We start from the raw sequence: 25,750 nt of genomic DNA, 5'->3' as shown, positions 1-25,750 counted from the left end.
TGCTCACATATGTCGGCGAACGGGCGGCGCATTGACGAGCCGAAAGCGGCAGCGGCTTGGCCACCGGCGCCAAAGTGCCTGGTGACGCGCTCAGATCCCGTGGATGGATGTTGCCACGAAGTTTCCCCTGTTGCATAGTAGGCACTATGTCGCGGGGTGCCGCTCGTTCTGCGAATTCGGCGCAGGCACGGCAGGCGTCCGCCGAACCACCGGTCACCGGCCGTGCCGGGCCGCCCCGACGCCTGGGGGAGCCGCCGAAGACCGCCACGCACCACGAGGGAAGGACAGACCCATGTCAGCTTCGCAGCCGGGCCAGAAGGTCCCGGCACCACGTGTGGGACTTGACGACGCGTTCTTCTGGGAGGGCATAGCCGCAGGCGTACTGCGCCTGGAGCGATGCGGCGGGTGCGAACGGCTGCGCCAGCCCTCGGGCCCCATGTGTCCGGCGTGCGGTTCCCTCGAACTGGAGATCTTCGAGCCCGCTCCACACGGCAGGCTGCTGAGTTGGTTTCTTTCGCACCACCCGCCAGCAGCGGTGCCCGAGCAACGGATCGTCGCTCTCGTCGAACTCGTATGCGGTGCCCGCCTTGTGGTGAACCTGCGCGAGGTGGAGCAAGAGGAGTTGCGGCTGCACCTCCCCGTCGACGTCTTCGTCGACACCCTGGACGGCATCGCCCTGCCGCAGGCCCGACCCGCCGCCCTCCCGGAGGACACCCAGTGACCAGCGGACTCACCCGCCGTACCGCGGTGGCGGGCATCGGCCAGACGGAGTTCTCGAAGGATTCCGGCCGCAGCGAACTTCAACTGGCGTGTGAGGCGGCCCGGGCGGCGATCGCCGACGCCGGGCTGACACCGGCGGACATCGACGGCACGGTGACCTTCACGTTGGACACGAACGCCGAGAACGACGTCATGAACAACCTCGGCATCCGCGAGCTGCGGTGGATGTCGCGCACGCCCAACGGAGGCGCCGGCGCCGCCGCGACCATCCAGCACGCGGCCGCCGCGGTGGCTGCCGGGATCTGCAAGAACGTGCTGGTGTACCGCGCGTTCAACGAGCGGTCGGGCAACAGGTTCGGGGTGCAGACCGGCCCGATCATGATGCCCGCGCAGAACTGGTACGCCCCGTACGGTGTCCGCACTCCCGCCCAGATGTACGGCCTGTGGTACCACCACTGGATGCTGGCGCGCGGCATGACCAACGCCGACCTGGGCCACTACACGGTCACCGCGCGCGCGTATGCCGCCACGAATCCGAACGCCTGGTTCCACGGCCGCCCCATCACGCACGCCGACCACCAGGCGAGCCGCTGGATCGTCGAGCCGGTCCTGCGGCTGCTCGACTGCTGCCAAGAGTCCGACGGCGGCGTCGCGATCGTCGTCACCTCGGCGGAACGCGCACGCGATCTCCCCCAGCGCCCGGTCGAGATCGTCGCCGCGGCGCAGAGCGACCTGCTGGGCAGCCTCACGCTGACCAACTACTACCACCGCGACCTGGACCGCTTCCCCGAAGCGGAGGCGGTGGCCGGGCAGTTGTGGCGGGCGTCCGGCCTCGGGCCAGCGGACATGCAGGCCGCGATGCTCTACGAGAACTTCAGCCCGGTGGTGTTCATGCTGTTGGAGGCCTACGGCTTCTGCGGCTACGGCGAGTCCGCCGGGTTCGTGCGAGACGGCAACCTGGGGCCTGGCGGCAAGCTGCCGGTGAACACCCACGGGGGGCTGCTCGGCGAGGCGTACATCCACGGGATCAACAGCATCATCGAGGGCGTCCGGCAGGTGCGCGGCACCGCGGTCAGCCAGGTGGCGTCGGTCGAGCACGTCCTCGTCTCGTCCGGTCCGAGCGGACTGATCCTCGGCAAGGGCTGAGCACCCTCTTCGGCGCGGACCCGTCCCGCCGTCCCAACTTGCGCCAATGAAGTGAGGCACAGCATGGCCAACCTGCTTTCCGGACTGCGTGTTCTGGACCTGTCCCAAGGCGTCGCGGGGCCGATGACCGCGATGCTGCTGGCCGACCATGGGGCTTCCGTGGTTCGCGTCGACCCGCCCGTGCCGGGGGCGTTCGCGGAATTGCCGGGCTATCGCGTGTGGAACCGCGGCAAACGTGCGGTGAGTCGTGACCTCAAGACCCCCGAGGGCGCCCGGCTGTTCGACGAGCTGGTCGCGTCGGCCGACGTGTTGGTCGAGGCGTACGCCCCCGCCACGCGGAAGCGGCTCAACCTGGACTACACCCGCCTCAGCGCCCTCAACCCACGCCTGGTCCAGTGCTCGATCAGCGCGTACGGCGAGGGCAACAGCCACAGCGAACGGCCCGGTTACGACGCGCTCGTGGCGGCGCGCTGCGGCCTGCACTGGGAGAAGCGCGGCTGGGTGGGCGGCGGCATCAACCGCCAGGCGGGACTGCCGCCGATGTTCGACGACCTTGAGGTGCCGCCCGGCTCGGTCGAGGGACCGGAGCGCGACGGCCCGCTGTTCTTCGGCCTGCCGCTGCCCAGCATCGGCGCCTTCTACCTCGCGTCCACCGGGATCCAGGCCGCGCTGTATGTGCGCGAGACCACCGGCCGCGGCCAACACGTGCAAACGTCGCTGCTGCAAGGGGCGTTCTCCGCGCTGATCGGCGGATGGCAGCGCATCGAGCGCACCGACATGCCGTTCCTCCAGAGCTGGATCTTCGACGGCCGCGCCCCGCTGTTCAACTTCCGCTGCAAGGACGGCGTGTGGGTGCACGCCTGGGTGCCGAACCCGTCCTGGACCCTGGCCATGGCCGAGCTGGACTCCTTGGACGACGCCCCGGACGAGGTCGTCGCCGGAACCAGCCACCGCGACGACCCCGACCGGCTGGGCCCCGACCCGGAGAACCTGGTCGTCGTCCAGTACTACCACCCGCTGATGGCCGAGGCGTTCGCGAAGTTCCCGGCCGCCGAGTGGCTCCGGGCCGCCGCCCGCAAGGGTGTTCCGCTCCAGGAAGTCCGGCCCCCGGCCCAGGCCCTCGCCGACCCGTGGTGGAGAAAGGACGGCTGCGTCGTCGAACTCGACGACCCCGCCGAAGGCCCCATCCGCATGGTCGGCCGAACGTTCTCGACCGGCCCGGACACCGGCTTCCCGCAGGCCGCGGCACCATCCGGGACCGTCGACGCAGCCGAGATCGGGTGGGACGCGCCGCGCCCGCCCGGCACGGAACCGAAGCCCGTCCCCGCCTCGCCGCTGGCCGGAGTCCGGGTGCTCGACCTCGGCGTCGCCATCGCGGGCCCGTACGGATGCCAGGTCCTGGGCGACCTCGGCGCCGACGTCGTCAAGGTCAACGCACTGCACGACGGGTACTGGCAGTCCACCCATGTGGCCATGACCGCCAACCGCAACAAACGCTCCCTCGCGGTCAACCTCAAGGACCCGCGCGGTCTGGCCGTGCTCCACCGCCTCGTCGCCGAAGCCGACGTCGTGCAGCACAACATGCGCTACGACGCCGCGGTCCGCCTCGGCGTCGACGAGGCCACGCTGCGCGCGATCAAGCCCGACCTGGTCTACTGCCACACGCGTGGCTTCGAGCAGGACGGCCCCCGCGTGGGCCTGCCCGGCAACGACCAGACCGGCGCCGCGCTGGCGGGCGTGGAGTGGGAGGACGGGGGAGTGGACGACGGCGGCCGGCCGATCTGGTCGCGCGTCAACTTCGGGGACACCGGCAACGGGTTCCTGTCCGCCATCGGCATCATGCAGGCCCTGGCCCACCGGGCCCGGACGGGGGAGGGGGCGCGCGTCGACACGTCCATCGTCTACGCCCAACTCCTCGCCGCCTCAGGCACGTTCCTGCGCGGCGACGGCACCGAGCCGGGCCGTCCCCGGCTGGACGCCGGGCAGTTCGGGCTCCAGGCCCTCTACCGGCTCTACCGGTGCCGCGACGACCGGTGGCTGTGCCTGGCCGCCGTCACCGATGCGCACTGGACGGCGCTGACCGCAGTGCTGGGCGACGGCGGGGACGAGGCCACGGCGGTACGGGGCCTCGCCGGGGACCCGCGGTTCTCCGACGCGGCGTCCCGGGAGGCCAACGACGCCGAACTGGCCAAGCTGCTGGAGGAGTTCTTCGCCACCGCCGACGCCGAGGACTGGGCCGCGCGGCTCGACGCCGCAGGCGTCCCTGCCGAGGTCAGCTCGGAGACGTTCTCGCTCGGCGTGTTCGACGACCCCGAGATGACCGACCGCAGATGGGTGGCCAAGTTCGAACACCCCTATGTCGGCTCGTTCGAGTCGATAGGACTGGGCATCGACTTCTCGGAGACGCCCGGAGTGCTGTGGGGCCCGCCGCCGGTCGTCGGCGAGCACACGCCGGAGGTCCTGCGTGAATTCGGCTTCACCGCCGAGGAGATCACCGAGTTGACGGACGCCGCGGTACTGCGCACGTGGCGTCCGGGCGAGCCGGTGCTGCCACAGCGGTAAAGCGTCCTGGGCAACTGCCGCACAGCGCCGAACAGTCGCCGCGGCCGGGAGGAGAACCATCTGCCTCCGGCCGCGGCGACGCCTTCGCGGTGGCGCACGACGGTCAGGCGACATCCGCCGCAACGCGCCGGGCGAGCCGCTCCAGATGGTGGCGGGGGTCGCCGAACAACTGGCGGTCTCCCTGCGCGCGCTTGAAGTACAGATGCGCGGGGTGCTCCCACGTGAACCCGATCCCGCCGTGGATCTGCACGCTCGCCGCGGTCACGTGCGCATAGGCGTCCGAGCAGTACGCCTTGGCGAGCGGCACCACCAGCCGAGGATCGTCGTCGCCGCTGCCCGGCGAAGCCACTGCCCGCAGCGCCTGGCGGGACGCCGAGACAGCCGACTCGACCTCCACCAGCATGTCCGCGAGCTTGTGCTTGACGGCCTGGAACGATCCGATGGGCCGCCCGAACTGAACGCGTGTGCGTGCATACTCGGCGGTCGCTCCAAGGACGTGCCGCGCACCCCCTACCTGTTCGGCGGTCAGCACGGCCGCGCCGGCGTCCAGAGCGCGTCCCACGGCGACGGCCGCACGGTCCGGGCCGGCCACCTCCCGTGCGGGGGTGCCCGACAGGTCGACACGCGCCTGGCGACGCGTCAGGTCCAGCGTCGCGAGGGCGGTCCGCCGCAGCCCCGCCGCGTCGGCGGAGACCGCGAACATCCGCAAACCCTCCGGAGCCGACGCCGGCACCAGGAGCACGTCGGCGGCCATTCCGTCGAGGACGAACGTCTTGGTTCCGGTGAGCAGCCACTGACCGTCGTGTTGACGTGCGGTCACCTGCGAGGTTTCCATGTGCCATTGCCCGTCCTGCTCTGCGGCGGCCAGTGTGGCCACGAGGCCGCCTGTGGCGATCTGCGGCAGCAGTTCCCCGCATATGGTCGTGTCGCCGGACTCGCACAACGCCGTCGCGGCAATGACGGCCGAGGACAGGAACGGCGAGCAGGTCAGTGCCGCCCCCATCGCCTCGGCCACGATCCCGAGTTCGACGACGGTGGCGCCGCTGCCGCCGTACTGGTCGGGTATCGCCAGCCCCAGAACGTCCAGTTGCGTGCCCAGCAGGTGCCACGTACGCCGGTCGAAGCCCTCGGGTGTCTCCATGGCCTTCCGTACGTCCGTTTCTCCGGAGTACCGGGCCGTGAAGTCCGCGAGGACTTCGCGGAGTTGTGCGGCGTCCTCGGCGGTGAACCGGGTGTCCATGGTCCGCTCCCTGATCTTGTAGAGTATTGAATACATTATGCGTTCTATGATGGGGTGGCCGTCGAGGGGTTGCCGCGACGTCGCGTGACCCTGGGAGACAGCGTGAGGAGACCTTGTGGGACTGCTGGAGGGCCGGGCCGCGGTGGTGACGGGCGCCGCACAGGGCATAGGCCTGGAGATCGCGAGAGTCTTCGCCGCGCAGGGCGCCCGGATCGTCCTGGGGGACCTGAACGCCGAAGCCCTGGAGAAGGCCGCCGCCGAGCTCGCCGCGACCGGGGCGACCGTGCAAACGGTGCCCTGTGACGTCACCGACGCCGGGCAGGTCGACGCGCTGATCCGTGCGTGCGTGGACGCCCACGGCGCACTGGACGTCATGGTCAACAACGCCGGCATCACCCGGGACGCCACCCTGCGGCGCATGTCGGAGCAGGACTTCGACACCGTCATCGACGTCCACCTCAAGGGCACATGGCTCGGGCTGCGCGCGGCCTCGCTCGTCATGCGCGAGCAGCGACGGGGCGCCGTGGTCAACATCTCGTCGCTCAGCGGCAAGATCGGCAACCCCGGCCAGACGAACTACAGCGCGGCCAAGGCCGGCGTCGTCGGGATGACCAAGGCCGCGGCCAAGGAACTCGGCCACCTGGGCATCCGGGTGAACGCCATTCAGCCGGGCCTCATCCGCACGCCCCTCACCGAAGCGATGCGCGCGGACATCTGGGCCGCGAAGGAGAGCGAGATCCCGCTGCAACGTGCCGGGACCGCGGTCGAGGTGGCCAACGGCGCGCTGTTCCTCGCCTCCGACCTCGCCGACTACGTGACCGGCGCGGTGCTGGAGATCACCGGCGGCCGAGGAATCTGAAGGAGTCGACACCGATGACCAACGACAAGGTCTACATCCACGAGTTCATCGACATCATCGGCCACAACCGCGCCAACTACATGCACCACATGACCGCCAACTGGAGCCCGATCGCCCAGGAGGAACGCCACCAACTCTGCTACGGCGTCTGGGGCGTGGTCGGCAGCACCCGCAACTGGCCTGCGGTAGTCAACATTTGGGAAGAGGACGGCTTCGAGGGCTTGGCTGCCTCCTTCCGGCACGAGTTCACCGGTGCCGGGCTCCAGGACCCCGCGCTGGCCAAGTGGTGGTCCCAGGCGGCGAACTTCCGCTCCGGCGGTATCGACCGCATCCTCGTCCCTGCGCCGTGGACGTCCACCATCGAGGAGCTGTGCGCCAACGGGGTGCGCGGCGAGACGTACGCGCACGAGGTGTTGCGCACGGCGCCCGGAGGTGCCCGCGGCCTGCTGGAGCGGATCGCCGAGGCCGGGGACTCGCTGCTCGCGGAGTACGGGTGGGCGCTCACCGGTGCCTGGGAGACCGCCATGGCCGGGGACTCCGAGGTCCTGCTCCTGTGGACGATTCCCACCTGGGAGCAGTGGGGCGAGGCGGAGCAGGCGGAACGGGCCGACACCAAACTCGGTCGCTGGCGCCGCAACCTCCACCAGGACCTCGTCTCGGCCGAGCGCTTCCTGCTCGCCGACTCGGAGCTCAGCCCGTTCCGCACCAGTCGCCAGCCCGCCCGCACCGACCGCCGCACCGACTGGGTGGACTGAGAGCGGCGGCATAACGGCTGCGCGGTCGACAGGCCAGCACCCGCGGCAGGGCAGCACCCGCGGCAGACCGGCACCCGCTGGCGCGGCGCCGCGGCCCCGACGGCAGAGCCTGCCTCGATGTCAGATGAGGGCCCATCGAGGCAGGCTCTGCCCTTCCTTTTGTCCGCTCGGCGCCAGGAACGACGGCACAGCCGCTGGGAGAACGGCCTCGTTGGAGGGCTTAGAGCACAGGCGGCCGCGCGTCGGCGATGCCGAGGCCAACAGCCAGCGCGGCGACCTGTCGGTCCACGAAGTCCCGGCTGACTGTGGCCTTCGGTGCGAGCGCGTCGAAGCCGTGGAAGGCCCCGGGCACCGTGAAGAACTCGCAGGGGACGCCGGATTGACGGAGGCGGAGGGCGTACGCCCGCCCTTCCGCCCAGAAGAGGTCCTCGGAACCGACACCGATCCAGCCGGGGGGCAGTCCGCCCAAGTGCTCGCGTCGCGCCGGAACGGCCGACGAGGCGACAGTCGGCGAGCCGGGGTCGATCCCGAGGTACGCATTCCACCCGAAGCGGTTGGCTGCGGTGTTCCACACCACATGGTCCTTCGGACCGTGGTCGACGTTGGCGACCGTGCGATCGTCCAGCATCGGGTAGCTCAGAAGCTGGAACGCCAAGGTGATCTCGCCTCGGTCGCGGGCAGTCTGTGCGACGCCGGCCGCGAGTCCGCCGCCGGCGCTTGAGCCGGCGACGGCGATCCGTGAGGAATCCACGTCACCGTGATCACGCAGCCACGCCAGCGCCGCGTAGCAGTCCTCCAGTGCTGCCGGATACCTGTGCTCGGGTGCCAGCCGGTAGTCGACCGAGACCACCAGCGTGCCGAGTTCCCGCGCGAACCTCGCGCACAGCCGGTCGTCCTGGAGGGCGTTTCCCATCACCATGCCACCACCGTGCATCCACAGAACTGCCGGCGCCGGCACCCTTCGGTTGTCGCGGGTCGGCCGGTAGACCCGTATACGGACCGGATGCTCGGCCGCCACCGTTTCCGTGGTGACGGTCACCCCTGGACCGGGCCGGGGGCGGGCGAACTTGTTCAGGGAACGATGCAGACGCAGTGTCCGTTCGGAGACGACCGCGTGCGGCAGGAAGCGTGCCTTGCTGCGCAGTTCGGGATGGAAGCGTCGGACGTCGCGCACGGGATCCTCTCACTGTGGGAGCCGGGTGCCGGGACCGCTCGGCGGACCGGTCTCGGCACCCGGAGTTCAGGGGCGTCCGTCGTTGCCGAGCGACTGCTTCGCGATGACGATCTGCTGGATCTGGCTGGTGCCTTCGTAGATGCGGAAGAGCCGCGCGTCGCGGTAGAAGCGCTCCACCGCCACGCCGCGCATGTAGCCGGTGCCGCCGTGGACCTGCACCGCGCGATCGGCGACCCGGCCGACCATCTCGCTACAGAAGTACTTGGCGATGCTGGGGGCCATCCGCCGGTCGGTGCCGCTGTCGTAGTCGCGTGCCGCCGCCATCAACGCGGCCCGGCCGGCGTACACGTCGGTCTGCGAGTCGGCGATGAGCCCCTGGACGAGCTGGAAGTCCGCGATAGGACGGCCCGACTGCTTCCGGCCCTTCGCGTACGCCACCGTCTCTTCGAGCAGTCGCTGCCCCAGACCGACGCACAGCGCGGCGATGTGGATGCGTCCGTGGGCCAGGCACCGCATCGCGGTGCGGTATCCGCGGCCGTGCCCGGCGGGGCCGCCGACCAGTGCGGAGTCCGGGACGGCGACGTCGTCGAGGACCACGTCCGCCGTCCACGCGCCGCCCTGGCCCATCTTGTGGTCCCGTGGGCCAACCGTCAGCCCGGCCGTGTCCCGGGGGACGAGAAAGGCCGAGATCCCGTCCGCGCCTCGGCTCCCCGGGGTTTCGGCGTCGCGCGCGAACACCATGAATACGTCTGCGGTGGGCGCGTTGGTGATGAACCGCTTGGCGCCGTTGATGACCCAGCCGTCGTGCGTGCGCCGTACGGACGTGCGCAGGTCGGCGGGATCGGAGCCGGCGTCCGCCTCGGTGAGCGCGAAGGACGCGGTCCACTCCCCGCTCGCCATGCGCGGCAGCCACTCCTTCTTCTGCGCGTCGGTGCCGCCTTCGATCACCGTGTGCCCCGCGATACCGTTGTTGGTGCCGAAGACCGACCGGAACGCCGGGGTGGTCCAGCCGAGTTCCATGACAAGCCTCGCCTCCTGGCCCATCGTGAGGCCAAGGCCGCCGTACTCTTCGGGCACGGCGAAGCCGTAGAGACCCAACTCGGCAGCGGCGCGCCGCAGTTCCACGGGGATCTCGTCGGATTCGTCGATCCGGTTCTCCAAGGGCACCACGCGGTCGCGCACAAAGCCCCTCACTGCCGCGACGATGTCGTCGGCGTCCTGGTCATGCATATGCGGGTGTCCTTTCCGAGCGGTGGAGCGAGCACACGCCGATCAACGGAGATCCTCCGCGCGAGCGAGTTCGACGAGTTCGGGCGACAGCACTTTGCCGATGTCGTTGCGGGGCAGCGCAGTCAGGCGGACGAAGCGGACAGGGACCTTGTACGGCGCCAGATGCTCGCGGCACACGCTCTCAAGGTCGGCATCCGAACGGTCCGTGTCCGGGCGGGCGACCACGAAGGCCCACGGCACTTCGCCGAGCCGGTCGTCCGCGACGCCGACGACGGCGCACTCCGCAACAGACGGATCGAGTCGCAGCACTTCCTCGACCTCGGCGGGGAACACCTTGAGCCCGCCCCGGTTGATCATGTCGGACACGCGGCCGTCGATCCACAGGAAGCCGTCCGGGTCCAGGCGGCCGATGTCGCCGGTGCGGAACCATCCGTCGTCGGTCATCCGGTCCCGAAGCTGCGAACCGTCGGCGTATCCGGAGGAGAGAGACGGCGTGCGGACCTGCACCTCTCCGGACTCGCCGGAAGGCGCCGACGCGCTGTCCGCGCCCGTGATCCGCACCTGTACGCCGGGATTGGCGCGCCCGACGGCGCCGAGCTTCGACTCGCCGAACTCGCGGGCGTCGGCGGCGTTCCAGCCGACGATCTCGCCGCCGATCTCGGTCTGGCCGTAGCAGTTGAGGACGGTCACGGCGAACCGGTCGCGGAACCGTCGCGCCTGAAGGGGCGACAGCGGCGCGCTGATGCTGCGTACGAAGCGCAGCGGCTCCAACGACGTGACCGCGGGGTCGTCGCTCAGCATCACCATCGCCGCCGGTGGCAGCACGGTGGAGCGGATCCCGAAGCGTTTCACGGTCGTTGCGAATTCCCGGATCTCGAAACGTTCGATCAGCACGACGGGCGCGCCCACGCGGAACGCGAAGAGCACGTTGTAGATGCCTGCCCACAGCGACAGCGAGGTCGGGATGAGGTTCGGCATCGGCGCGCGGCGTTCGGCGGCCCTGTTGCCGTCGGCGCGTGGGCCGAGCAGGTTGCGAAGGACCGGTTCGAGCAGGTCCAGGACGGTGTCGTGGCGTAGAAGGACGGACTTGGGCCGGCCCGTGGTCCCCGACGTCGACTGGATGAGCGCCACGCCGTGTTCGTGTTCGTGTGTCTGTGACACCGTCGCCGTTGCCGCCGTCCAGGTTCCGGCGGTGTCGACGCTGACGGTGGGGAGGCCGGGGAACCGGCCCGCGGCCGACTCGTCGGTGATCACCAGCGCCGGACGGGCCGTCTCCAGCAGGCGTGCGACCTCGCCGTCGGTCAACCGGGGGTTGAGGGGCATGTAGGCCGCTTCGGCGGACCATACGCCGAACAGCGCCGCGACGGTGGCGCCGTCGTTGGGCAGCATCGCCGCGACCGCCTGACCGGGCCGCACGCCGGCTTGCCTCAGCACCGTGGCGAGGGCGTCGGCCGAGGCGCGCAGCTCGGCACGGGTCATGGTGGTGTCGCCGACGTGGACCGCGGGCGTGTCCGCGTCGCCATCCCGCGGTTCGAGCAGTTCACTCAGGTTCCTCATACCGCCCCACCCGTGTCTTGGACATGACTTTGGCGCAGATCGGTCTTCTGTACCTTCCCGGTGGCGTTGCGCGGCAGGTCCGCGCACAGCACGACCGAACGGGGAACCTTGAAGTTCGCGACGCGCTCGCGGCACCAGGCGATCAGGTCGGCCTCGGCGACGCGCACCCCTGGCTTCGCGATCACGAACGCGCGCCCGACCTCGCCCAGCCGGGCGTCCGGGACACCGATCACGGCCGCCTCGGACACCGCGGGGTGGCGCGAGAGGACTTGCTCGACCTCGGCGGGGGACACGTTGAATCCGCCGGTGATGTAGAGGTCCTTCAGACGGCCGGTGATCGTCAGGTTGCCCTGCTCGTCGAGGGTTCCCAGGTCGCCGGTGCGCAGCCATCCGTCGTCGTCGAACGCCTCGGCGGTACCGGCCGGATCGTCGAGATACCCCGGAGAGACGTGGTAGCCGCGGACCTGGACCTCGCCCTCCGCCCCCACGGCCGTCGGCGCGCCGGTGTCAAGGTCGACGACGCACACCTCCGTCCCCGGCAGTGCCTGCCCGTTCGTCGTGGCGATGGTGATCGCGTCGTCGCCGGGCGCGCACATGGTCGCGGTTCCGTGGCACTCGGTGAGGCCGTACGCCGTGACGAACCCCTTGAAGGGGAGTTCGGTGCGGGCGCGTTCGACCATGGCGACGGGTACGACAGCCGCGCCGGTCGCCGCCAGGCGGAGGGAGGAGAGGTCGTAGCTGTCGCGGTCGGGATGGTCGAGGATGGCGGTGAAGATGGTCGGGGCGCCGATCATCACTGTCACCCCGAACCGCTGCACAGCCTCCAGGACCGCGGCCGGGTCGAAGACGGCCACAGGCAGGACCGCCGCGCCGCGGATCAGGCAGCTGAGCAGCGCGGACTGCCCTCCGGCGTGGAAGAACGGCAGCGGGCACAAATACCGGTCGCCGCGGCGAATTCCCCAGATGCCGCTGTAGTCCTGGTACATGCGCGGCAGCACACCGTGCAGAAGCTGGACCCCTTTGGGGGGACCGGTGGTCCCCGAGGTGAAGATGATGTACGCCGTGTCGTCCGGTTTCACGGGACTCAGGTCGATGGTGTCTGCCGGTGTACCGCCGCGCGACGTGGTGAAGTCGCCCAGGGTGATTACGCCTTCGGGAGCGTCGACGGGTACCGCGCGTGCGCAGACGATCGTGTCCAGGTCAGGGAGCGCGGCCACCGGTCGTCCGGGGACCGGTGCGTCGGCGGGCAGCTTCGCGAGTTCACCCACGTGGTCGTAGCCCAGGAAACCGTGGTCGACGAACAACGCCCGCGCGCGGGTGCGTCCGAGCAGCGCCGCAGTCTCCTCCGCGCGGTAGCGCGTGTTGACGGGAACGACCGTCAGCCCGGCCGCGAGCAGTCCGAGCGCGGTCGTGACCCACGCGGCGCCGTTCGGCATCCAGATCGCTGCCCGGTCGCCCCGGTCGAGGCCCCGGAGCCGGACGGCACGGGCTACGCGCAGCATTTCGTCCCTGAGTTCGCGGAACGACAGCGTGGTCTCGTTGTCGACAACGGCCGCCGCGTCGCCGTAGCGCTCGGCGCTGTCCATCACCAGCGCGGGAATGGAGCTGGGTGTCGTCCCCGGGGCGTAGACCGCGGGTTCGGTCGGTGTCAGAGCCATCGGGTCCCCCCGCGCAGGTGCGGGTCGGTCACGTGGTCCACCGCGGCTCCCGCTTCTCGGCGAAGGCGCGGGGGCCTTCCTCCTGGTCGGGGTGGCCCCACATCGAGACCAATTCCTTCGCACCGGCCTTGCAGGCGTCGGTGAGGCCCGATTCCAGGGCGCCCCACAGGGCACGTTTGGTGGCGGCCATGGCGGCGGGGGAGTTCCGGGCGATGGTCTCGCCGAGTTCCTGGGCGGCATCGCGGAGCCGCGCAGGCGGGTCGACGATCTGGCTGATCATGCCGAGTTCGTAGGCGCGTTGTGCGGTCGTGCGTTCGTGGCGGCCGGTGAGGGCCATGCGCATGACGGCTTCGAACGGCATTTTGCGCAGCAGGCCGATGGCTTCGATGGCGACGACTTGGCCGACGGAGACGTGCGGATCGAAGAACTGCGCGTCCGAGGCGGCGATGACGATGTCGGCGTCCGCGACCCAATGGAACGCGCCACCGGCGCACAGTCCGTTCACCGCGGTGATGACCGGCTTGGTGACGCCCTGGTGCCAGGCGGTGAAGTGGACCTCGAACTCTTCCATCGATTGGCGGTAGCGCTCCATGCCGATGCCGTCCTCGGCGATTTCGGCGACGTCGACGCCGGTCTGGAACGCGCGTCCCTCGCCCGTGTGCACTATGACGCGTACTTTGGGATCGTCGTCGAGGGCGTGCCAGGCGAGGGCGAATTCGTCGCGCATCGCGTTGTTCATCGCGTTCAGTCGGTCGGGGCGGTTGTTGATCAGCCAGCCGACCGGGCCGCGCCGCTCCAGCTTCAGGTGCCTGAGCTCGGGGTATGCCACGGGGCGTTCCTTCCGGGGTGTTCCAGTTGGCAGGTGTCCGTCACGAGCCGGACCTTCCGTCCTGTTCCGCGAACTGCCGAGCCGCAGCGGCGAGTGCTTCACCGAGGTCGGTGGCGCCGCCGGGCGGGTCCGGCAGGCGTACGGGACCGTGCTCGCGGCTGGGCAGCAGGATGGTCGCGTGGCCGGGTGTGGTGGTCCGGCCGCGCTGGTTGACCGCGGCGATGTCCAGGTCCACCGCGGGACGCCCGCCGTCGGCGAGGTACTTGCGGGTCACGGTGCCGGTCAGCCACTGGGTGTCGCCGGTGTAGTTGAACGCCCGGAACTCGCAGTCCAGGCGCCACAGCCACGCGTCGTCGCCCATCCAGTCGGTGCACAGGTGGATGAGCCAGTTCTCCCGCATGCGCCCGTAGTCGAACGTGGTGGCGTTGCCGGAGCGTTTCGCGAACTCCGGGTCCCAGTGGATGCGTTGCATCACATCGGGGATGCCCTGCGGGTCGCGGTGGTAGAACCGCGGGATCCGGCGGCGGTTCGCGGCACCGAGCCGCAGCGCCTTGACCCCGTACATCCCCATGCCCATGCCCACGTGCCAGCACACCGTGTCCGTGACGGTGAAGGGGCCCTTCACCAACGGGCCGACCCGGTCGCCGGCTTCGACGTCCTCCCACCACCGCGTCTCGGCGCCGCGCGGGCGCTCGGCGGCGTACTGCGCCTCGATCGCCGCGATCTCGTCCTCGGTGTAGGTAGCGGGCTCGACGGCCTTCTCCCGGCCGGTGCCGCGGGCCTTGGACCGCTCGGTGCGGATCATCAGCCGGTACTGCCCGCTCAGCAGCGCCCCGGTCTCGTCGCCGAACACCTGGCCGGTCCACTCGTGCACGGCACGCTCCGCGAACGCGCTGGCCTTGTCGTGCACCCCGACCAGGGCGTTGCGGCGGAACACCCGCCGATTGGGGACCAGCGGCGCCCACCACTCGCGCATGCTCGCCGAGTAGAACGCGTGCACACCGCGCAGCGGATCGCCCTTCATCAACTCCCGGTGCTCCTCCGGGACTTGCGGCACCTCGTCCTCGCCGACGAGCGAGTCGCCGCCGACCAGGGCGGGCGGCGCGATCGGGCCCTTCCAGCGGGTCTGCGCCCCGTAGTCCGGATCGCACCACAGCGGGTTGTCGTCCCCGTACGCCTCCGCCACATGACGAAACGCGTCGGTGCCCGGAAGCCGGTAGTGCGGCGGCACCGTGTGCGGCTCGGGAATCCCGATCCGGGCACGCAAGCGAGCGATTGCGTCATCGGATATCTTCCCGTTTCGGGACTCGCCCTCGCCCACCCTGTGTCCTCCTGCATGCCGTGCAACTCATGGTCTTTGACACTACGTCAGTTATGGATACTGTATACATTACTGATTTAAGGTCAACAAGCCGTGTCGGCAAGACGGAGGGCCCCATGAGAGACGTCGTCATCTGCGAGCCACTCCGAACGGCAGTGGGCGGGTACGGCGGTGCCTTCCGCGATGTTCCGGTGACACAGCTCGCGGCCACGGTCATCCGCGGCCTCATCGACCGGACGGGGCTGGCGCCGGACCTGGTCGACGACGTGATCCTCGGCCAGTGCTACCCCAACGGCGAGGCCCCGGGACTCGGCCGCGTCGCGGCGCTCGACGCCGGGCTTCCGGTCGAGGTCGGCGGCTACCAGCTCGACCGCCGCTGCGGCTCCGGCCTCCAGGCCGTCGTCAACGCCGTCATGCAAGTGGCGTCCGGCGCCGGTGACTTCGTGATCGCGGGCGGGGCCGAGTCGATGAGTCAGGCGGAGTTCTACAGCACCGGCGTCCGGTGGGGCGTGCGCGGCAACGAAACCGCCCTGCACGACCGGCTCGCCCGCGGCCGCGTCACCGCGGGCGGTCGCAACCACCCCGTCCCCGGCGGCATGCTGGAGACGGCCGAGAATTTGCGTCGCGAGTACGCGATCGGACGTGACGAGCAGGACGTGCTCGCGCTCCGTTCCCACCAACGCGCCGTGGCCGCTCACGCCGAGGGGCGTTTCGCGGAGGAGATCGTTCCAGTCACCGTGCCGGGCCGCCGCGGCGAGACCGTGGTCGACCGCGACGAGCATCCGCGCGACGACACGTCTCTTGAGCGGCTGGGCGCGCTGCGTGCCGTCCGGTCTCGCGAGGACGCGGAGGCGACGGTGACGGCGGGCAATGCCAGCGGCCAGAACGACGGCGCGTCGGTCTGTCTGGTCACCACCGCCGACCACGCCGAGCGCCAGGGGATCCGTCCGCTGGTGCGACTGGTTTCCTGGGCCGTGGCCGGGGTGCCGCCGCGGACGATGGGCATCGGGCCGGTACCGGCGACCGCGGCCGCGCTCGACCGCGCGAACCTGAACCTGGCCGACATGGATCTCATCGAGCTCAACGAGGCGTTCGCGGCGCAGGTCCTGGCCTGCACCCGCGAATGGAAGTTCTCCGACGAGGACTGGGAACGCACCAACGTCAACGGCTCGGGTATTTCCCTCGGGCATCCCGTGGGTGCCACCGGATGCCGCATCCTCACCACCTTGGCCCGTGAGATGCATCGTCGCAACGCCCGGTACGGGCTGGAGACCATGTGCATCGGCGGCGGGCAGGGGCTGGCCGTCGTCCTCGAACGGGTCTGACCGCTCCACGCTCTCCGACCGTCACCCGCGACAAAGGGGAAGACCTTCCATGCAGCTGAGCACCGCGCTGCGCTATGCGGACGACCCGCGCGCGACCATCGCCCAGGCAGTCGAGCTCGAAAAACAGGGGCTCGACGCCGTCTGGATTGCCGAGGCCTACGGTTTCGACTCGCCGACTCTGCTCGGCGCCCTTGCGGCGTCCACCGAGCGTGTCCTCGTGGGCACCGGCGTCCTCAACGTCTATTCGCGCACCCCGGCGCTGATCGCCCAGACCGCGGCCGGCCTCGATGCGGTCTCCGGCGGGCGGGCGATCCTCGGACTGGGGGCGTCCGGTCCCCAGGTCGTCGAAGGATGGCACGGCGTCCCCTACGACCGACCGGTCGCGCGGACCCGCGAGGTCGTCGACATCTGCCGCACCGCATGGCGCCGGGACACCGTCGAACACCACGGCGGCGTCTACCAGTTGCCTCTGGCGTCGGAGAGGGGCACGGGACTGGGCAAACCCCTCAAGATGCTCACGCGGCCGGTCCGTGAACGCATCCCGGTGTATCTCGCGGCGCTCGGGGAGCGCAACGTGGCACTTGCCGCCGAGGTCGCCGACGGCTGGCTGCCGTACCTGTACTACCCCGAGAAGGCCAAGGAGATCTGGGGGGACGCCCTTGCCGACGGCCAGAGGCGCAGGTCGCCCGACCTGGAACCGCTCCAGCTGGTGGCCGGCGGCATCCTGGCGATCGGGGAGGACCGCGCGGCGATGCGCGACCTTGCCCGCCCGATGACGGCGCTGTACGTCGGCGGCATGGGAGCGAAAGGCAAGAACTTCTACAACGCGCTGGTGCGCCGCTACGGATTCGAGGCCGAGGCGGAGCGCATCCAGGACCTCTATCTGTCCGGCCGCCGCTCCGCCGCGGAAGCTGCGGTTCCGGACGAACTGATCGATCACATTCATCTCGTGGGCCCGGCCGACCACGTTCTGCAACGGATCGCGGCGTACCACGAGGCCGGCGTGACGATGCTCAACGTCGTCCCGGCAGGTCCGGACCCCCTGGCCTCGGTTGCGTTGGTGCGAGCCGCGACGCGGTGAATCCCCCATCAGGGGGCGGCCGCACCGTTCGGGCCGACCGGTAGGGCCGGGACCGACACGACACGACACGAAGGGAACCAGCATGCCCAGCCCCCAGAAGCCCGAGCCCGACGCGTCCGCGCGGTCGCGGATACCCCTCCTGATCGACGTCGACGCACACGTCGTCGAGCCCCCCGACGTGTGGTCCTCCCGGCTCCCGCAGCGCTACCGCGACGTCGGACCCCGAGTGCTGCACCTGCCGGGCGGGCAACCCAAGCTCGTCGGCGGCGGCTACGTCGAAGAGCCGGGTACCGAAGGGCCCGATGTGGCCTGGTGGTTCTACGAGGAGCACCGGTACTCCGTCAAGAGGCTCATCGCGGCGGCAGGCTACCCGGCCGACGAGATCACCATGGACGGCGTCACGTACGACGAAATGCGGCCCGGATGCTGGCAACCCGCCGCGCGCGTGGCCGACATGGACCTCAACGGCGTCGAAGCGCAGCTGTGCTACCCCAACTACCCGCGGTTCTGCGGCCAGATCTTCCTGTGGGGCAAGGACCGCGAGCTCGCCCTGCTGTGCGTGAAGGCGTACAACGACTGGATGGTCGAGGAGTGGTGCGGCGCCGGCAGTGGACGCCTGATTCCGCTGTGCATCGTGCCGCTGTGGGACGCCGAGCTGGCCGCCGCTGAGGTGCGTCGCAACGCGGCACGCGGCGTCCGCGCCGTCGCCTTCTCCGAACTGCCGTCCTACCTCGGCCTCCCGAGCATCCATTCCGGGTACTGGGACCCGTTCTTCGCGGCATGCGCGGAGACGGGGACGGTGCTGTGCATGCACATCGGTTCCGGGACCAAGACGCCGCAGGCGTCTCCCGACTCCCCGGACGCGGTGGCAGCAACGATCATCTTCGGCAACTCGGTCGCCAGCATGGCCGACATGCTGTTCTCCGGTGTCCCGCACCGCTTTCCCGAGTTGAAGCTGCTGTACGCGGAGGCGCAGATCGGGTGGATTCCCTACCTGCTCGAACGCATCGACGACGTGTGGGAGACCCACCGCGGGTGGAGCAACGCGCAAGCGGCCTGCCCCGAACCCCCGTCCACGTACTACCGGCGCCAGATGTACTCGTGCTTCTTCAAGGACTCCGTCGGCACCGAGATGCTCCACCGCATCGGTGTGGACAATGTCATGTTCGAGACCGACTACCCCCACCAGGACGGCACGTGGCCGCACTCGGTCAAGGCCGCCGAAGAGCAGTTCGGCCACCTCGACGCCGAGAGCATCCACAAGATCGCACGCGGCAACGCCATCCGGGTGTTCGGGCTGCCCCTGACCTGAGGCAGGGACTTGTGCACCGCCATGTCGCGGCGCCGCCGGGTAGCGTGAACTCCCTGGCGGCGCCGTCTTCTTCGGCTCACCAAGCGGTGATCGGCCCTGCCACGGCTTCCAGTTCACGTTCTTGGCAGCGGTCGTAGCCCACCGAATACGATGACGGCCCGGTCCCGTGGACCGCGCCCACCACTTCCTCAAGGTGCGCTTGGGCCGACAGACCCGGCCCCTCGGGAGACCAGCAGGCGACCGGCACGCGAAGCCGCCATTCGGCGGCAAGGCCCAGCACTTCAGCGGTCGCGGCATCCACGCGTTCCACCGAGCGGGCATGGATCACGGCGAGGACGGGCGACGCCGGTGCGGTGCGCAGGCGTGCCAGCGCCGCCGCCACCGCGAAACCCGCCGGCGCGGCCACCCCGGCCGGGGGGAGGACCACTGATCCCGGGCGCAGCGTCGGGAAGGTCCGACCGACGAAGAATCCGGGTGTGCCGGCGTCGGCGGTGACGAGGCCGCGGTCTCCGAGCAGGTCCGAGTACTGCCGGGTCAGGACCGCGGGTGGGAGAGGCGTTCGCCGACTGTCCCACGAGCTCTGGACGACGGCGGCCAGGCGGTTCCGCAGGTCCGAACTCGTGGTGGCGGGGCCGACACGCGGCTGCAACTGGTCGGCGAGGGCGGGCAGCAGCGCGGCCGGGACGGTCACCGACGGCAGGCCCCGCAGCGGGTCGCCGGGCAGCTCGCCGACGACCAGGCCGGTCTGGATGATCAAGTCGTATCCGGGCAGGTTCGCCAGCGCGAGATCGCGTTCCTGGAGACCGAACGTGCCCAGGTGGTAGGGACTTTCCCAGGGCAGCACGCCCTTCGCCGACCACGTGTTGAGCACGCCGACCCGTCCCGCCGCCGCGATGGCACGCAGCGCAGGTACGGTGCGGGCGGCGAGTACGCCGTGTCCGGCAAGCACGATCGGCCTGTGCGCCGCAGTCAGGCGGCGGGCGAACTGGCGGGCCTGCGGCGGGGATTCCGCGGACGTTGTGCTGCCGATGAAGGCGCCCGCCGGAGCGGGCGACCTGAGGTCCAAGTGCAGTGCCACTTCACCGCCACCCACGACCGCCATCTCCACGGAGGCGACGAGTGAGTCCGCGTCCGTTGCACGGTGAGGGAGTCGTAGCGACCGACCGGACGAGTCGACCGCGATCAGGCGCCCGCCGCTGTGCACCCACGATGTTCTGGCGTGCGCGCGAGCGTCGGCGAACGCCATGAGGCGTGCCAGCGCCGGGTCCTTGACGGTGGCCGTGCGTACGCCCGCGAGCGGGTCCCCGTACACGGCGGGCGCTCCCAGACGCAGCAGGGCGGCTCCGAGCAGGGCTCCGAGGGTAGGTGGGCTCACGCGTGGTTCCATCCCTTGGGGCGCGCGGGCGCGCGCAGATGACGGGGTCCCCTGAAAGCGGCGGCATCCGAGCAGCCACATAAAACGTATACATTCTACAAACTATCGGCAAGGGTGCTCGACCTCCTGCCGCCCCCGTGGCGTCAGGCCAGTTGGGGGACAGCACCGGGGAGCGCCTGCTCGGTCCATATCGTCTTGCCCTGCTGGCCGTACCGGCATCCCCATCGGTCCGTCACCTGGGCGACCAGGAACAGGCCGCGGCCTCCTTCGTCGGTCCACTTGGCCCGGCGCAGACGCGGCTGGGTGTTGCTCGGGTCGGTGACTTCGCAGATGAGCACCTGGTCGCGGATCAGGCGCACGCCGATAGGCCCTGAGGCGTACCGCAGTGAGTTCGTCACGAGTTCGCTGATGACCAGTTCGGTCATGAAGGCCAACTCGTCCAGCCCCCAGCGCTCAAGTTGTGTCGAGACCGCCTCGCGGGCCGCGCCGACGACCTGGGGATCCGCGGGGAAGGCCCACGTCGCGGTGTTCTCGGGGACGATGCCGCGGGTCTTGGCCAGCAGCAGCGTGGCGTCGTCCCCGCCTTCCCCCGCCTGGAGGCCCGCCAGCATGACGGCGCAGACGTCCTCCAGGCTGCGTCCGTCGGTGAGGGCGTCGTGCAGTTCGTCGGCGATGCGTTGGGGATCGCCCTCGGGGCTTGCCGAGCCCCGGTCGGTCAGGCCGTCGGTGTACAGCGCCAGGACCGTGCCGGGCGGCAGGGGCAGGCTGGTGACTTCGAAGGGCATTCCCCCGACCCCCAACGGCGGTCCCGGGTTGATGTCGACGAACGTGGGCTTCCCGCCTGGTGTCATCGCGATGGGGGGCGGGTGCCCGGCGCTGGCGACCGAGCAGTCTCCCAGGATCGGGTCGTAGATCGCGTACAGGCACGTGGCGCCCACGCGGTCCCAGGTGGTGCCGGCCTCGACGGCGAGCCGCTGGACGAGATCGTCCAGGTGGGTGAGTAGTTCGTCGGGTGCCAGATCCAGATCCGCGAGCGTCAGCACCGCCGTCCGAAGGCGCGCCATGGTGGCTGTCGCGGCCAGGCCTCGCCCGAAAACGTCACCGACGACCAGCGCCAGGCGCCCTGAGGACAGCGGGATGGCGTCGTACCAGTCGCCACCGATGGCCGCGCCCATGCCGGCTGCCACATAGCCCGCGGCGGTCTCCGCGGTCGCCGTTTCGGTGTGTCGGCGTGGCAGCAACTGCCGTTGCAGTGTTTCGGCCACCCGGCGCTCGTGCGTGAAGCGCCGGGCGTTGTCGATGGCCAAGGCGCCGCGCGAGACGATTTCCCGCAGCAGGTCGATGTCACTGTCGTCGCGTCGGCGTCCCGCGTCGACGTGGAACACGGTGACCGCGCCGAGAGTGATGCCGCGGGCGTGCAGCGGCGCACTGAGGGCCAGGCGGGCACCCGGGGGGACCAGCGACTTGGCTGTTTCCTCGTCGGTGACGGCGGCCAGGGTCTCGTACGGCTCGGGCACACAGACGATTTCGCCCGTCCTCAAGAGCCTGGCCGGCGGGATCCGAGGGATGTGTGGCAGGTGCGCGCCGATGCCGATCATCGTCGGCGGAAGGTCGCCAGACACAGCCGCACGCACCACGGCCGTGGGTGCACCTTGCTGGACCGAGAGCGGCGGCTCATCACCAAGGGTGACCATCTCGCCCAAGTCGACGGTGGCCAGGTCCCCCAAGGCCGGCACCAGGACGTCGGCGATGTCCTGGGCCGTGCGCTGCACGTCGAGATGGGCTCCGATGTGTGCCGCAGCCTGCTGCATCAGCGCAACATCGCGCCGAAGCCGGTCGTGTCCGTTGTGGTTCATGGGACCTTCCCGTCTTCGCCGTGCCCTTGGGGAGGGCACCCCGCCAGGGACGCGGGCTTGGCCCCGAGACCGTCCCTGGGGGGACCTGCTGACCGCACCGCCGCCACCGCCCGGCGGGAACCGTTGCACTTCTTACGTTAGTCGAACCGCATGCCAGCGTACATAGTACGTACTATGAGTTCTTGCGGGCGCTTCAGTCGGCCATCCCGAGGTACTCCAGCCAGATGCTTCCAGCATCGGTGAAGCGGAATCCGGCGAGGCGCCCCGGTTTGGCGTAGGCGTAGGTGACCTGGTCGACGAGCGGCATCACCGGCACGTCCTCCGCATAGGCCTGCGCCAGTTTCGTGTAGGCGGACTTGAGGTCCTCGGGGGTCAAGGCATTGCGGCTGCCGCGGAGGGCGGCGTCCGCCGCCGGCGAGGAGTACGCGAGGTAGTTGGTCGGCGAGCCGCTGAACAGCGAATTCCAGAAGACCGGCTCGCCGGCCGGACTGGGCATGCCGTAGTAGACCGCCTGGAAGTCCCGGCCGAGCTGCACGCGTTGTCCCAGGGTGGCAAGCTCGACCATCTCAACCCGGACCTTGACACCCGGCAGTTTGGTCCACTTCGCGGTGAGGTAGTCGCCGATCTTTTCGCTCAGCGGACTCCGGGGCAGCAGCAGCGTGAACGAGATCGGCGTTCCTTCGGACGCGAGTTCGCGCGCGAGCGCCCGCGCCTTGTCGACGTCGGAGTCCATCTTCGGGACCGCGCCGTGGTCGATGAACGGGGACTTCTCCGAGAACAAGCCGTCGGCCGGGTTCGCGTCGCCGCCGTAGACGGCTTTGTTGAAATCCTCGCGCGAGACGGCCAGGGACAGTGCCTTCCGGGCACGTGAGTCGTCGAACGGCGGCCGGGCCGCGTTGAAATGCACTCCGGACGAACCGTTGGTCACCAGGCTCCGTACGTCGAATCCCGCGTCCGCGGCCGTCGCGCCGCCCATGTCGTCGACCGTCACCACCAGATCGAGGGTTCCGTTGTCGACGGCCGCGAAGGCCTGCTCCTGGTCGGGCATCACGCGGACGGTGAGTTGGTCGAGCTTGGGTTTGCCGTGCTGCCAATAGCCGGGGTTGCGGATGTACGTCTGGTGGTCGCCCGGCACCCATTCCTTGAGGGTGAACGGGCCCGCGCCGACCGGCTTGTGCGCGAAGCCCTGCGGGTCCGCGCGGTACGCGGTCGGCGAGACGATGTAGCCCAATTGCGTCGCGACGATCTGATCGAATCGACTGTTGGATTCCGCGAGTGTCACCTTCAGCGCGAGCGGTTCCTGGACCTGTGTGGTCACCCCGCGCAGTGAGGACGCATAGGGGGAGCGGGTCGCCGGGTCCGCGTGCCGGTCCCAGGTGAACTTGACCGCCGCGGCGTCGAACGGGGTGCCGTCCGAGAACGTCACGTTCGGCTTGATCCTCAGGACCCAGGTCGCGCCGCCGTCGGTCGATGTGAAGGTCTCGGCCAGCTTCGGCTGGACGACGCCCTCCCCGGGGTCGGCCCACAGGAGTTGGTCGTACAGCGCGTTCATCCGCGTGTAGTCGGTGGCACTGGACAGCGAGGCGGTGAACGGGTCCAGGCCACGCGAGTCCGCGACCAGCGCGATGCTCAACGACCCGCCGCTACGCGCGATCTCCGCACCGAAGGACGGGGCTTCGGCGGGGCCTCCGCTGTTTCCGGAACAGCCTGTCTGGAGCAGCAGCGCCCCGACGCCGACGGTCGTCGCGACCCAAGAGCGGCATCGTGCGGGGGAGTGCGCCGCCGGTCTGGAGCGTAGTTGGAGAGTGCCTCGGATCGACATGAGGGTGATTCCTCATCTGCCAGGCAGGTCGGTGCCCCTGCGGTGGACGGACGTTCGCTTGCGTACGAGCGTGCGGGCGGGACGCCGTGCGGTCCGTTGCTCCACCGGGAACGGCGGCCGGGACGCGAAGTCGGCGTGCAGCGGACCGCCCGAGGATGACGGGTGGGCATCTCCGGCCCCTGGCAAGGTGGTGGAGGCCGGTAACGCGGAATTGTATTCATTATGCTTTTAGGGGCAAGCTGTTACCAGCAGGCAACTTCGCGTTCCACAGGAGAGACATGGCGGCAACACGCACGCGCGGGCGAGGCGGCACACGCACATCGCGCGACGACATCGTCACGGCGGACGGTTCGCACGCCGCCACGGCACAGGGGGAGACGCCGTGACCGCGGGCCAGGCGGCAGGAGCCGAGCCGCCGCCGTACGGCAGGCCGCTGGACGGGATCCGGGTCCTGGCCATCGAACAAATGCAGGCCCTGCCGTACGCAACGCAGATGCTCGCCCGGCTGGGCGCGGAGGTGATCAAGGTCGAGGCACCAGGGGGAGGCGACTCCGGCCGAGGCTCCCTGCCCTCGATGAACGACCCGCGAGGGCGCAGGGTCGGTGTGACGTTCCTACGCAACAACATGGGCAAGCGCAGCATCACCGTGGACCTGAAGAACCCGGAAGGGCTGGCGCTCGTGCGCCGCCTGGTCGACAAGGCCGACGTCGTCTGCGAGAACTTCAAGGCGGGCGTGGCCGGACGCCTGGGCCTGGGCTACGCGGAGGTCGCACAGATCAACCCCAGGGCGGTGTACCTGTCGGTCTCCGGGTTCGGCAACACGACCGAAACCCCCTACGCCGGCTGGCCTGCGTACGCCCCGATCGTCGAAGGCATGGCCGGGCTGTACGAGTTCAAGCGCAGCCCCGGTCAGGCGCCCGTGGTCTCGCCACTGGGCGCGCTGGGTGACACGGGGTCGGCGTTGTTCGCGACCATCGGTGTGCTGGCCGCACTGCGGCACCGGGACCGCACAGGGGAAGGACAGTACGTCGACATCGCGATGTTCGATGCGATGATCGCCCTCAACGACGCCGGCATCAGCTACTGGTCCATGGGCCTCAAGGACGGCGGCACGGCGCCACTGATCAATCACACGTTCGCGGCCCGGGACGGGCACATCATCGTGCAGTGCGGCCGCCCGCACATGTTTGTCGCCCTGGCCAACCTGGTGGGCCACCCGGAGTGGGTCGACGACCCGCGGCTCGCCGGTCCCCAAGACTGGTTCAACCAACTTGAGGGCGTGATCCGGCCCGGGATCGAGGCGTGGGCGGCCGACAAGACCCGTCTCGAAGCGTGCGCCGCGCTGAGTGCGGTGGGTGTGGCGTCCGGCCCGGTCTTCAACGCGGGTGACGTCATCGAGGACGAGCATGTCAGGAACCGCAACATGGTTGTGGCGATGGAGCGCACGGACGGCGTACCCGAGCCGATCCTGTCGCCCGGCAACCCGGTGAAGTTGTCCAAGCTGGCCGAGGCCGCCGCTACCCGGGTGCCGTGGCTCGGTGAGCACACCGACGAGATCCTCAGGGACGAACTCGGCCTGAACGCAGGCGAAATCGCACGACTGCGCGCCTCAGGCGCCCTGGGCACGGACAGCTGACGAAGTTCGGCACGACGAGAAAGGCGGTGGCACCATGCCGGAGAGCTGGCGGGTGACAGTGGATCGTTCCATCTGCATCGGTTCCGGAATGTGCGTGGGCGGCGCGCCCGGCGACTTCACCCTCGGAGCGGACCGCCAGGCGCGCCCGCGCGCCGAGGACATGACCGCTTCGGACGCGATCATGGAAGCCGCCGAAAGTTGCCCCGTCGAGGCCATCGGCATCGTGTCCGTCGCCACTGGCGCACAGGTGTTCCCGCCCGAGTAAGTGGCTGCCGGGGCCGGTCGACCCGGG

20 protein-coding genes are annotated in these 25,750 nt (G+C 70.0%); 10 read left to right on the top strand and 10 right to left on the bottom strand.

What is annotated here, in order from left to right:
- The first annotated feature begins 292 nt into the window (after positions 1–292).
- The 3 genes from ACRX5S_RS31340 (at position 293) to ACRX5S_RS31330 (ending at position 4,428) form a co-directional block, all read left to right on the top strand.
- The gene (locus ACRX5S_RS31340; protein WP_436776537.1) at positions 293–721 is read left to right on the top strand and encodes a Zn-ribbon domain-containing OB-fold protein; all 429 of its coding nucleotides are present in this window, start codon (positions 293–295) and stop codon (positions 719–721) included.
- Complete coding sequence (locus ACRX5S_RS31335) at positions 718–1,866, top strand: thiolase C-terminal domain-containing protein (protein WP_436776536.1); 1,149 nt, start codon at positions 718–720, stop codon at positions 1,864–1,866. Before ACRX5S_RS31340 ends, ACRX5S_RS31335 begins: the two co-directional genes overlap by 4 nt.
- A 63-nt stretch (positions 1,867–1,929) precedes the next feature.
- Entirely contained in the window at positions 1,930–4,428 is a 2,499-nt protein-coding gene (locus tag ACRX5S_RS31330) for a CoA transferase (RefSeq protein WP_436776535.1), read from the top strand.
- 103 nt (positions 4,429–4,531) lie between these two features.
- Here the strand turns inward: ACRX5S_RS31330 and ACRX5S_RS31325 are convergent, their stop codons facing one another.
- Positions 4,532–5,668 carry an acyl-CoA dehydrogenase family protein gene (locus ACRX5S_RS31325; RefSeq protein ID WP_436776534.1) on the bottom strand — a complete coding sequence of 379 codons (1,137 nt, stop codon included), beginning with the start codon at positions 5,666–5,668 and terminating at the stop codon, positions 4,532–4,534.
- Between the two features lie 115 nt (positions 5,669–5,783).
- Between ACRX5S_RS31325 and fabG the strand changes: the two genes are divergently transcribed.
- Both fabG and ACRX5S_RS31315 read left to right on the top strand, forming a co-directional pair.
- A complete protein-coding gene (fabG, locus tag ACRX5S_RS31320) occupies positions 5,784–6,527 on the top strand; it encodes a 3-oxoacyl-ACP reductase FabG (protein WP_436776533.1) in 744 nt (247 codons plus the stop codon).
- A gap of 14 nt (positions 6,528–6,541) precedes the next feature.
- A complete protein-coding gene (locus ACRX5S_RS31315) occupies positions 6,542–7,282 on the top strand; it encodes a hypothetical protein (protein ID WP_436776532.1) in 741 nt (246 codons plus the stop codon).
- 220 nt (positions 7,283–7,502) lie between these two features.
- Here ACRX5S_RS31315 and ACRX5S_RS31310 read toward each other — a convergent pair whose 3' ends face one another.
- From ACRX5S_RS31310 to ACRX5S_RS31285, 6 genes are all read right to left on the bottom strand, one after another.
- Entirely contained in the window at positions 7,503–8,300 is a 798-nt protein-coding gene (locus ACRX5S_RS31310) for an alpha/beta hydrolase (protein WP_436776632.1), read from the bottom strand.
- Positions 8,301–8,522: 222 nt separating this feature from the next.
- A complete protein-coding gene (locus tag ACRX5S_RS31305) occupies positions 8,523–9,686 on the bottom strand; it encodes an acyl-CoA dehydrogenase family protein (protein WP_436776531.1) in 1,164 nt (387 codons plus the stop codon).
- A 42-nt stretch (positions 9,687–9,728) separates the two neighbouring features.
- Positions 9,729–11,243, bottom strand: coding sequence for a class I adenylate-forming enzyme family protein (locus tag ACRX5S_RS31300; RefSeq protein WP_436776530.1), 1,515 nt, complete (start codon positions 11,241–11,243; stop codon positions 9,729–9,731).
- Entirely contained in the window at positions 11,240–12,901 is a 1,662-nt protein-coding gene (locus tag ACRX5S_RS31295; RefSeq protein WP_436776529.1) for an AMP-binding protein, read from the bottom strand. The genes ACRX5S_RS31300 and ACRX5S_RS31295 overlap by 4 nt, the downstream gene beginning before the upstream one ends.
- A 28-nt stretch (positions 12,902–12,929) precedes the next feature.
- Positions 12,930–13,730 carry an enoyl-CoA hydratase/isomerase family protein gene (locus ACRX5S_RS31290; protein WP_436776528.1) on the bottom strand — a complete coding sequence of 267 codons (801 nt, stop codon included), beginning with the start codon at positions 13,728–13,730 and terminating at the stop codon, positions 12,930–12,932.
- A gap of 40 nt (positions 13,731–13,770) precedes the next feature.
- Positions 13,771–14,997 carry an FAS1-like dehydratase domain-containing protein gene (locus ACRX5S_RS31285; RefSeq protein ID WP_436776527.1) on the bottom strand — a complete coding sequence of 409 codons (1,227 nt, stop codon included), beginning with the start codon at positions 14,995–14,997 and terminating at the stop codon, positions 13,771–13,773.
- Between the two features lie 170 nt (positions 14,998–15,167).
- Between ACRX5S_RS31285 and ACRX5S_RS31280 the strand changes: the two genes are divergently transcribed.
- From ACRX5S_RS31280 to ACRX5S_RS31270, 3 genes are all read left to right on the top strand, one after another.
- Positions 15,168–16,376 carry an acetyl-CoA C-acetyltransferase gene (locus tag ACRX5S_RS31280; protein ID WP_436776631.1) on the top strand — a complete coding sequence of 403 codons (1,209 nt, stop codon included), beginning with the start codon at positions 15,168–15,170 and terminating at the stop codon, positions 16,374–16,376.
- Between the two features lie 49 nt (positions 16,377–16,425).
- Complete coding sequence (locus ACRX5S_RS31275) at positions 16,426–17,457, top strand: LLM class F420-dependent oxidoreductase (RefSeq protein ID WP_436776526.1); 1,032 nt, start codon at positions 16,426–16,428, stop codon at positions 17,455–17,457.
- 82 nt (positions 17,458–17,539) lie between these two features.
- Complete coding sequence (locus ACRX5S_RS31270; RefSeq protein ID WP_436776525.1) at positions 17,540–18,769, top strand: amidohydrolase family protein; 1,230 nt, start codon at positions 17,540–17,542, stop codon at positions 18,767–18,769.
- Positions 18,770–18,845: 76 nt separating this feature from the next.
- Here the strand turns inward: ACRX5S_RS31270 and ACRX5S_RS31265 are convergent, their stop codons facing one another.
- From ACRX5S_RS31265 to ACRX5S_RS31255, 3 genes are all read right to left on the bottom strand, one after another.
- Complete coding sequence (locus ACRX5S_RS31265) at positions 18,846–20,144, bottom strand: hypothetical protein (protein ID WP_436776524.1); 1,299 nt, start codon at positions 20,142–20,144, stop codon at positions 18,846–18,848.
- A gap of 143 nt (positions 20,145–20,287) precedes the next feature.
- Positions 20,288–22,000, bottom strand: coding sequence for a SpoIIE family protein phosphatase (locus tag ACRX5S_RS31260; RefSeq protein WP_436776523.1), 1,713 nt, complete (start codon positions 21,998–22,000; stop codon positions 20,288–20,290).
- Between the two features lie 193 nt (positions 22,001–22,193).
- A complete protein-coding gene (locus ACRX5S_RS31255) occupies positions 22,194–23,633 on the bottom strand; it encodes an ABC transporter substrate-binding protein (RefSeq protein ID WP_436776522.1) in 1,440 nt (479 codons plus the stop codon).
- Positions 23,634–24,204: 571 nt separating this feature from the next.
- Between ACRX5S_RS31255 and ACRX5S_RS31250 the strand changes: the two genes are divergently transcribed.
- A complete protein-coding gene (locus ACRX5S_RS31250) occupies positions 24,205–25,458 on the top strand; it encodes a CaiB/BaiF CoA transferase family protein (RefSeq protein ID WP_436776521.1) in 1,254 nt (417 codons plus the stop codon).
- A 52-nt stretch (positions 25,459–25,510) separates the two neighbouring features.
- Positions 25,511–25,723: a ferredoxin gene (locus ACRX5S_RS31245; RefSeq protein WP_436776520.1), complete on the top strand. Its 213-nt coding sequence runs from the start codon at positions 25,511–25,513 to the stop codon at positions 25,721–25,723.
- Positions 25,724–25,750: the final 27 nt, after the last annotated feature.

This window comes from Yinghuangia sp. YIM S09857, assembly GCF_051388915.1.
In the GTDB taxonomy this organism is placed as follows: domain Bacteria; phylum Actinomycetota; class Actinomycetes; order Streptomycetales; family Streptomycetaceae; genus Yinghuangia.
Note: the sequence above shows the minus strand (reverse complement) of the source record. Positions and strands in the feature narration are given on the sequence as shown.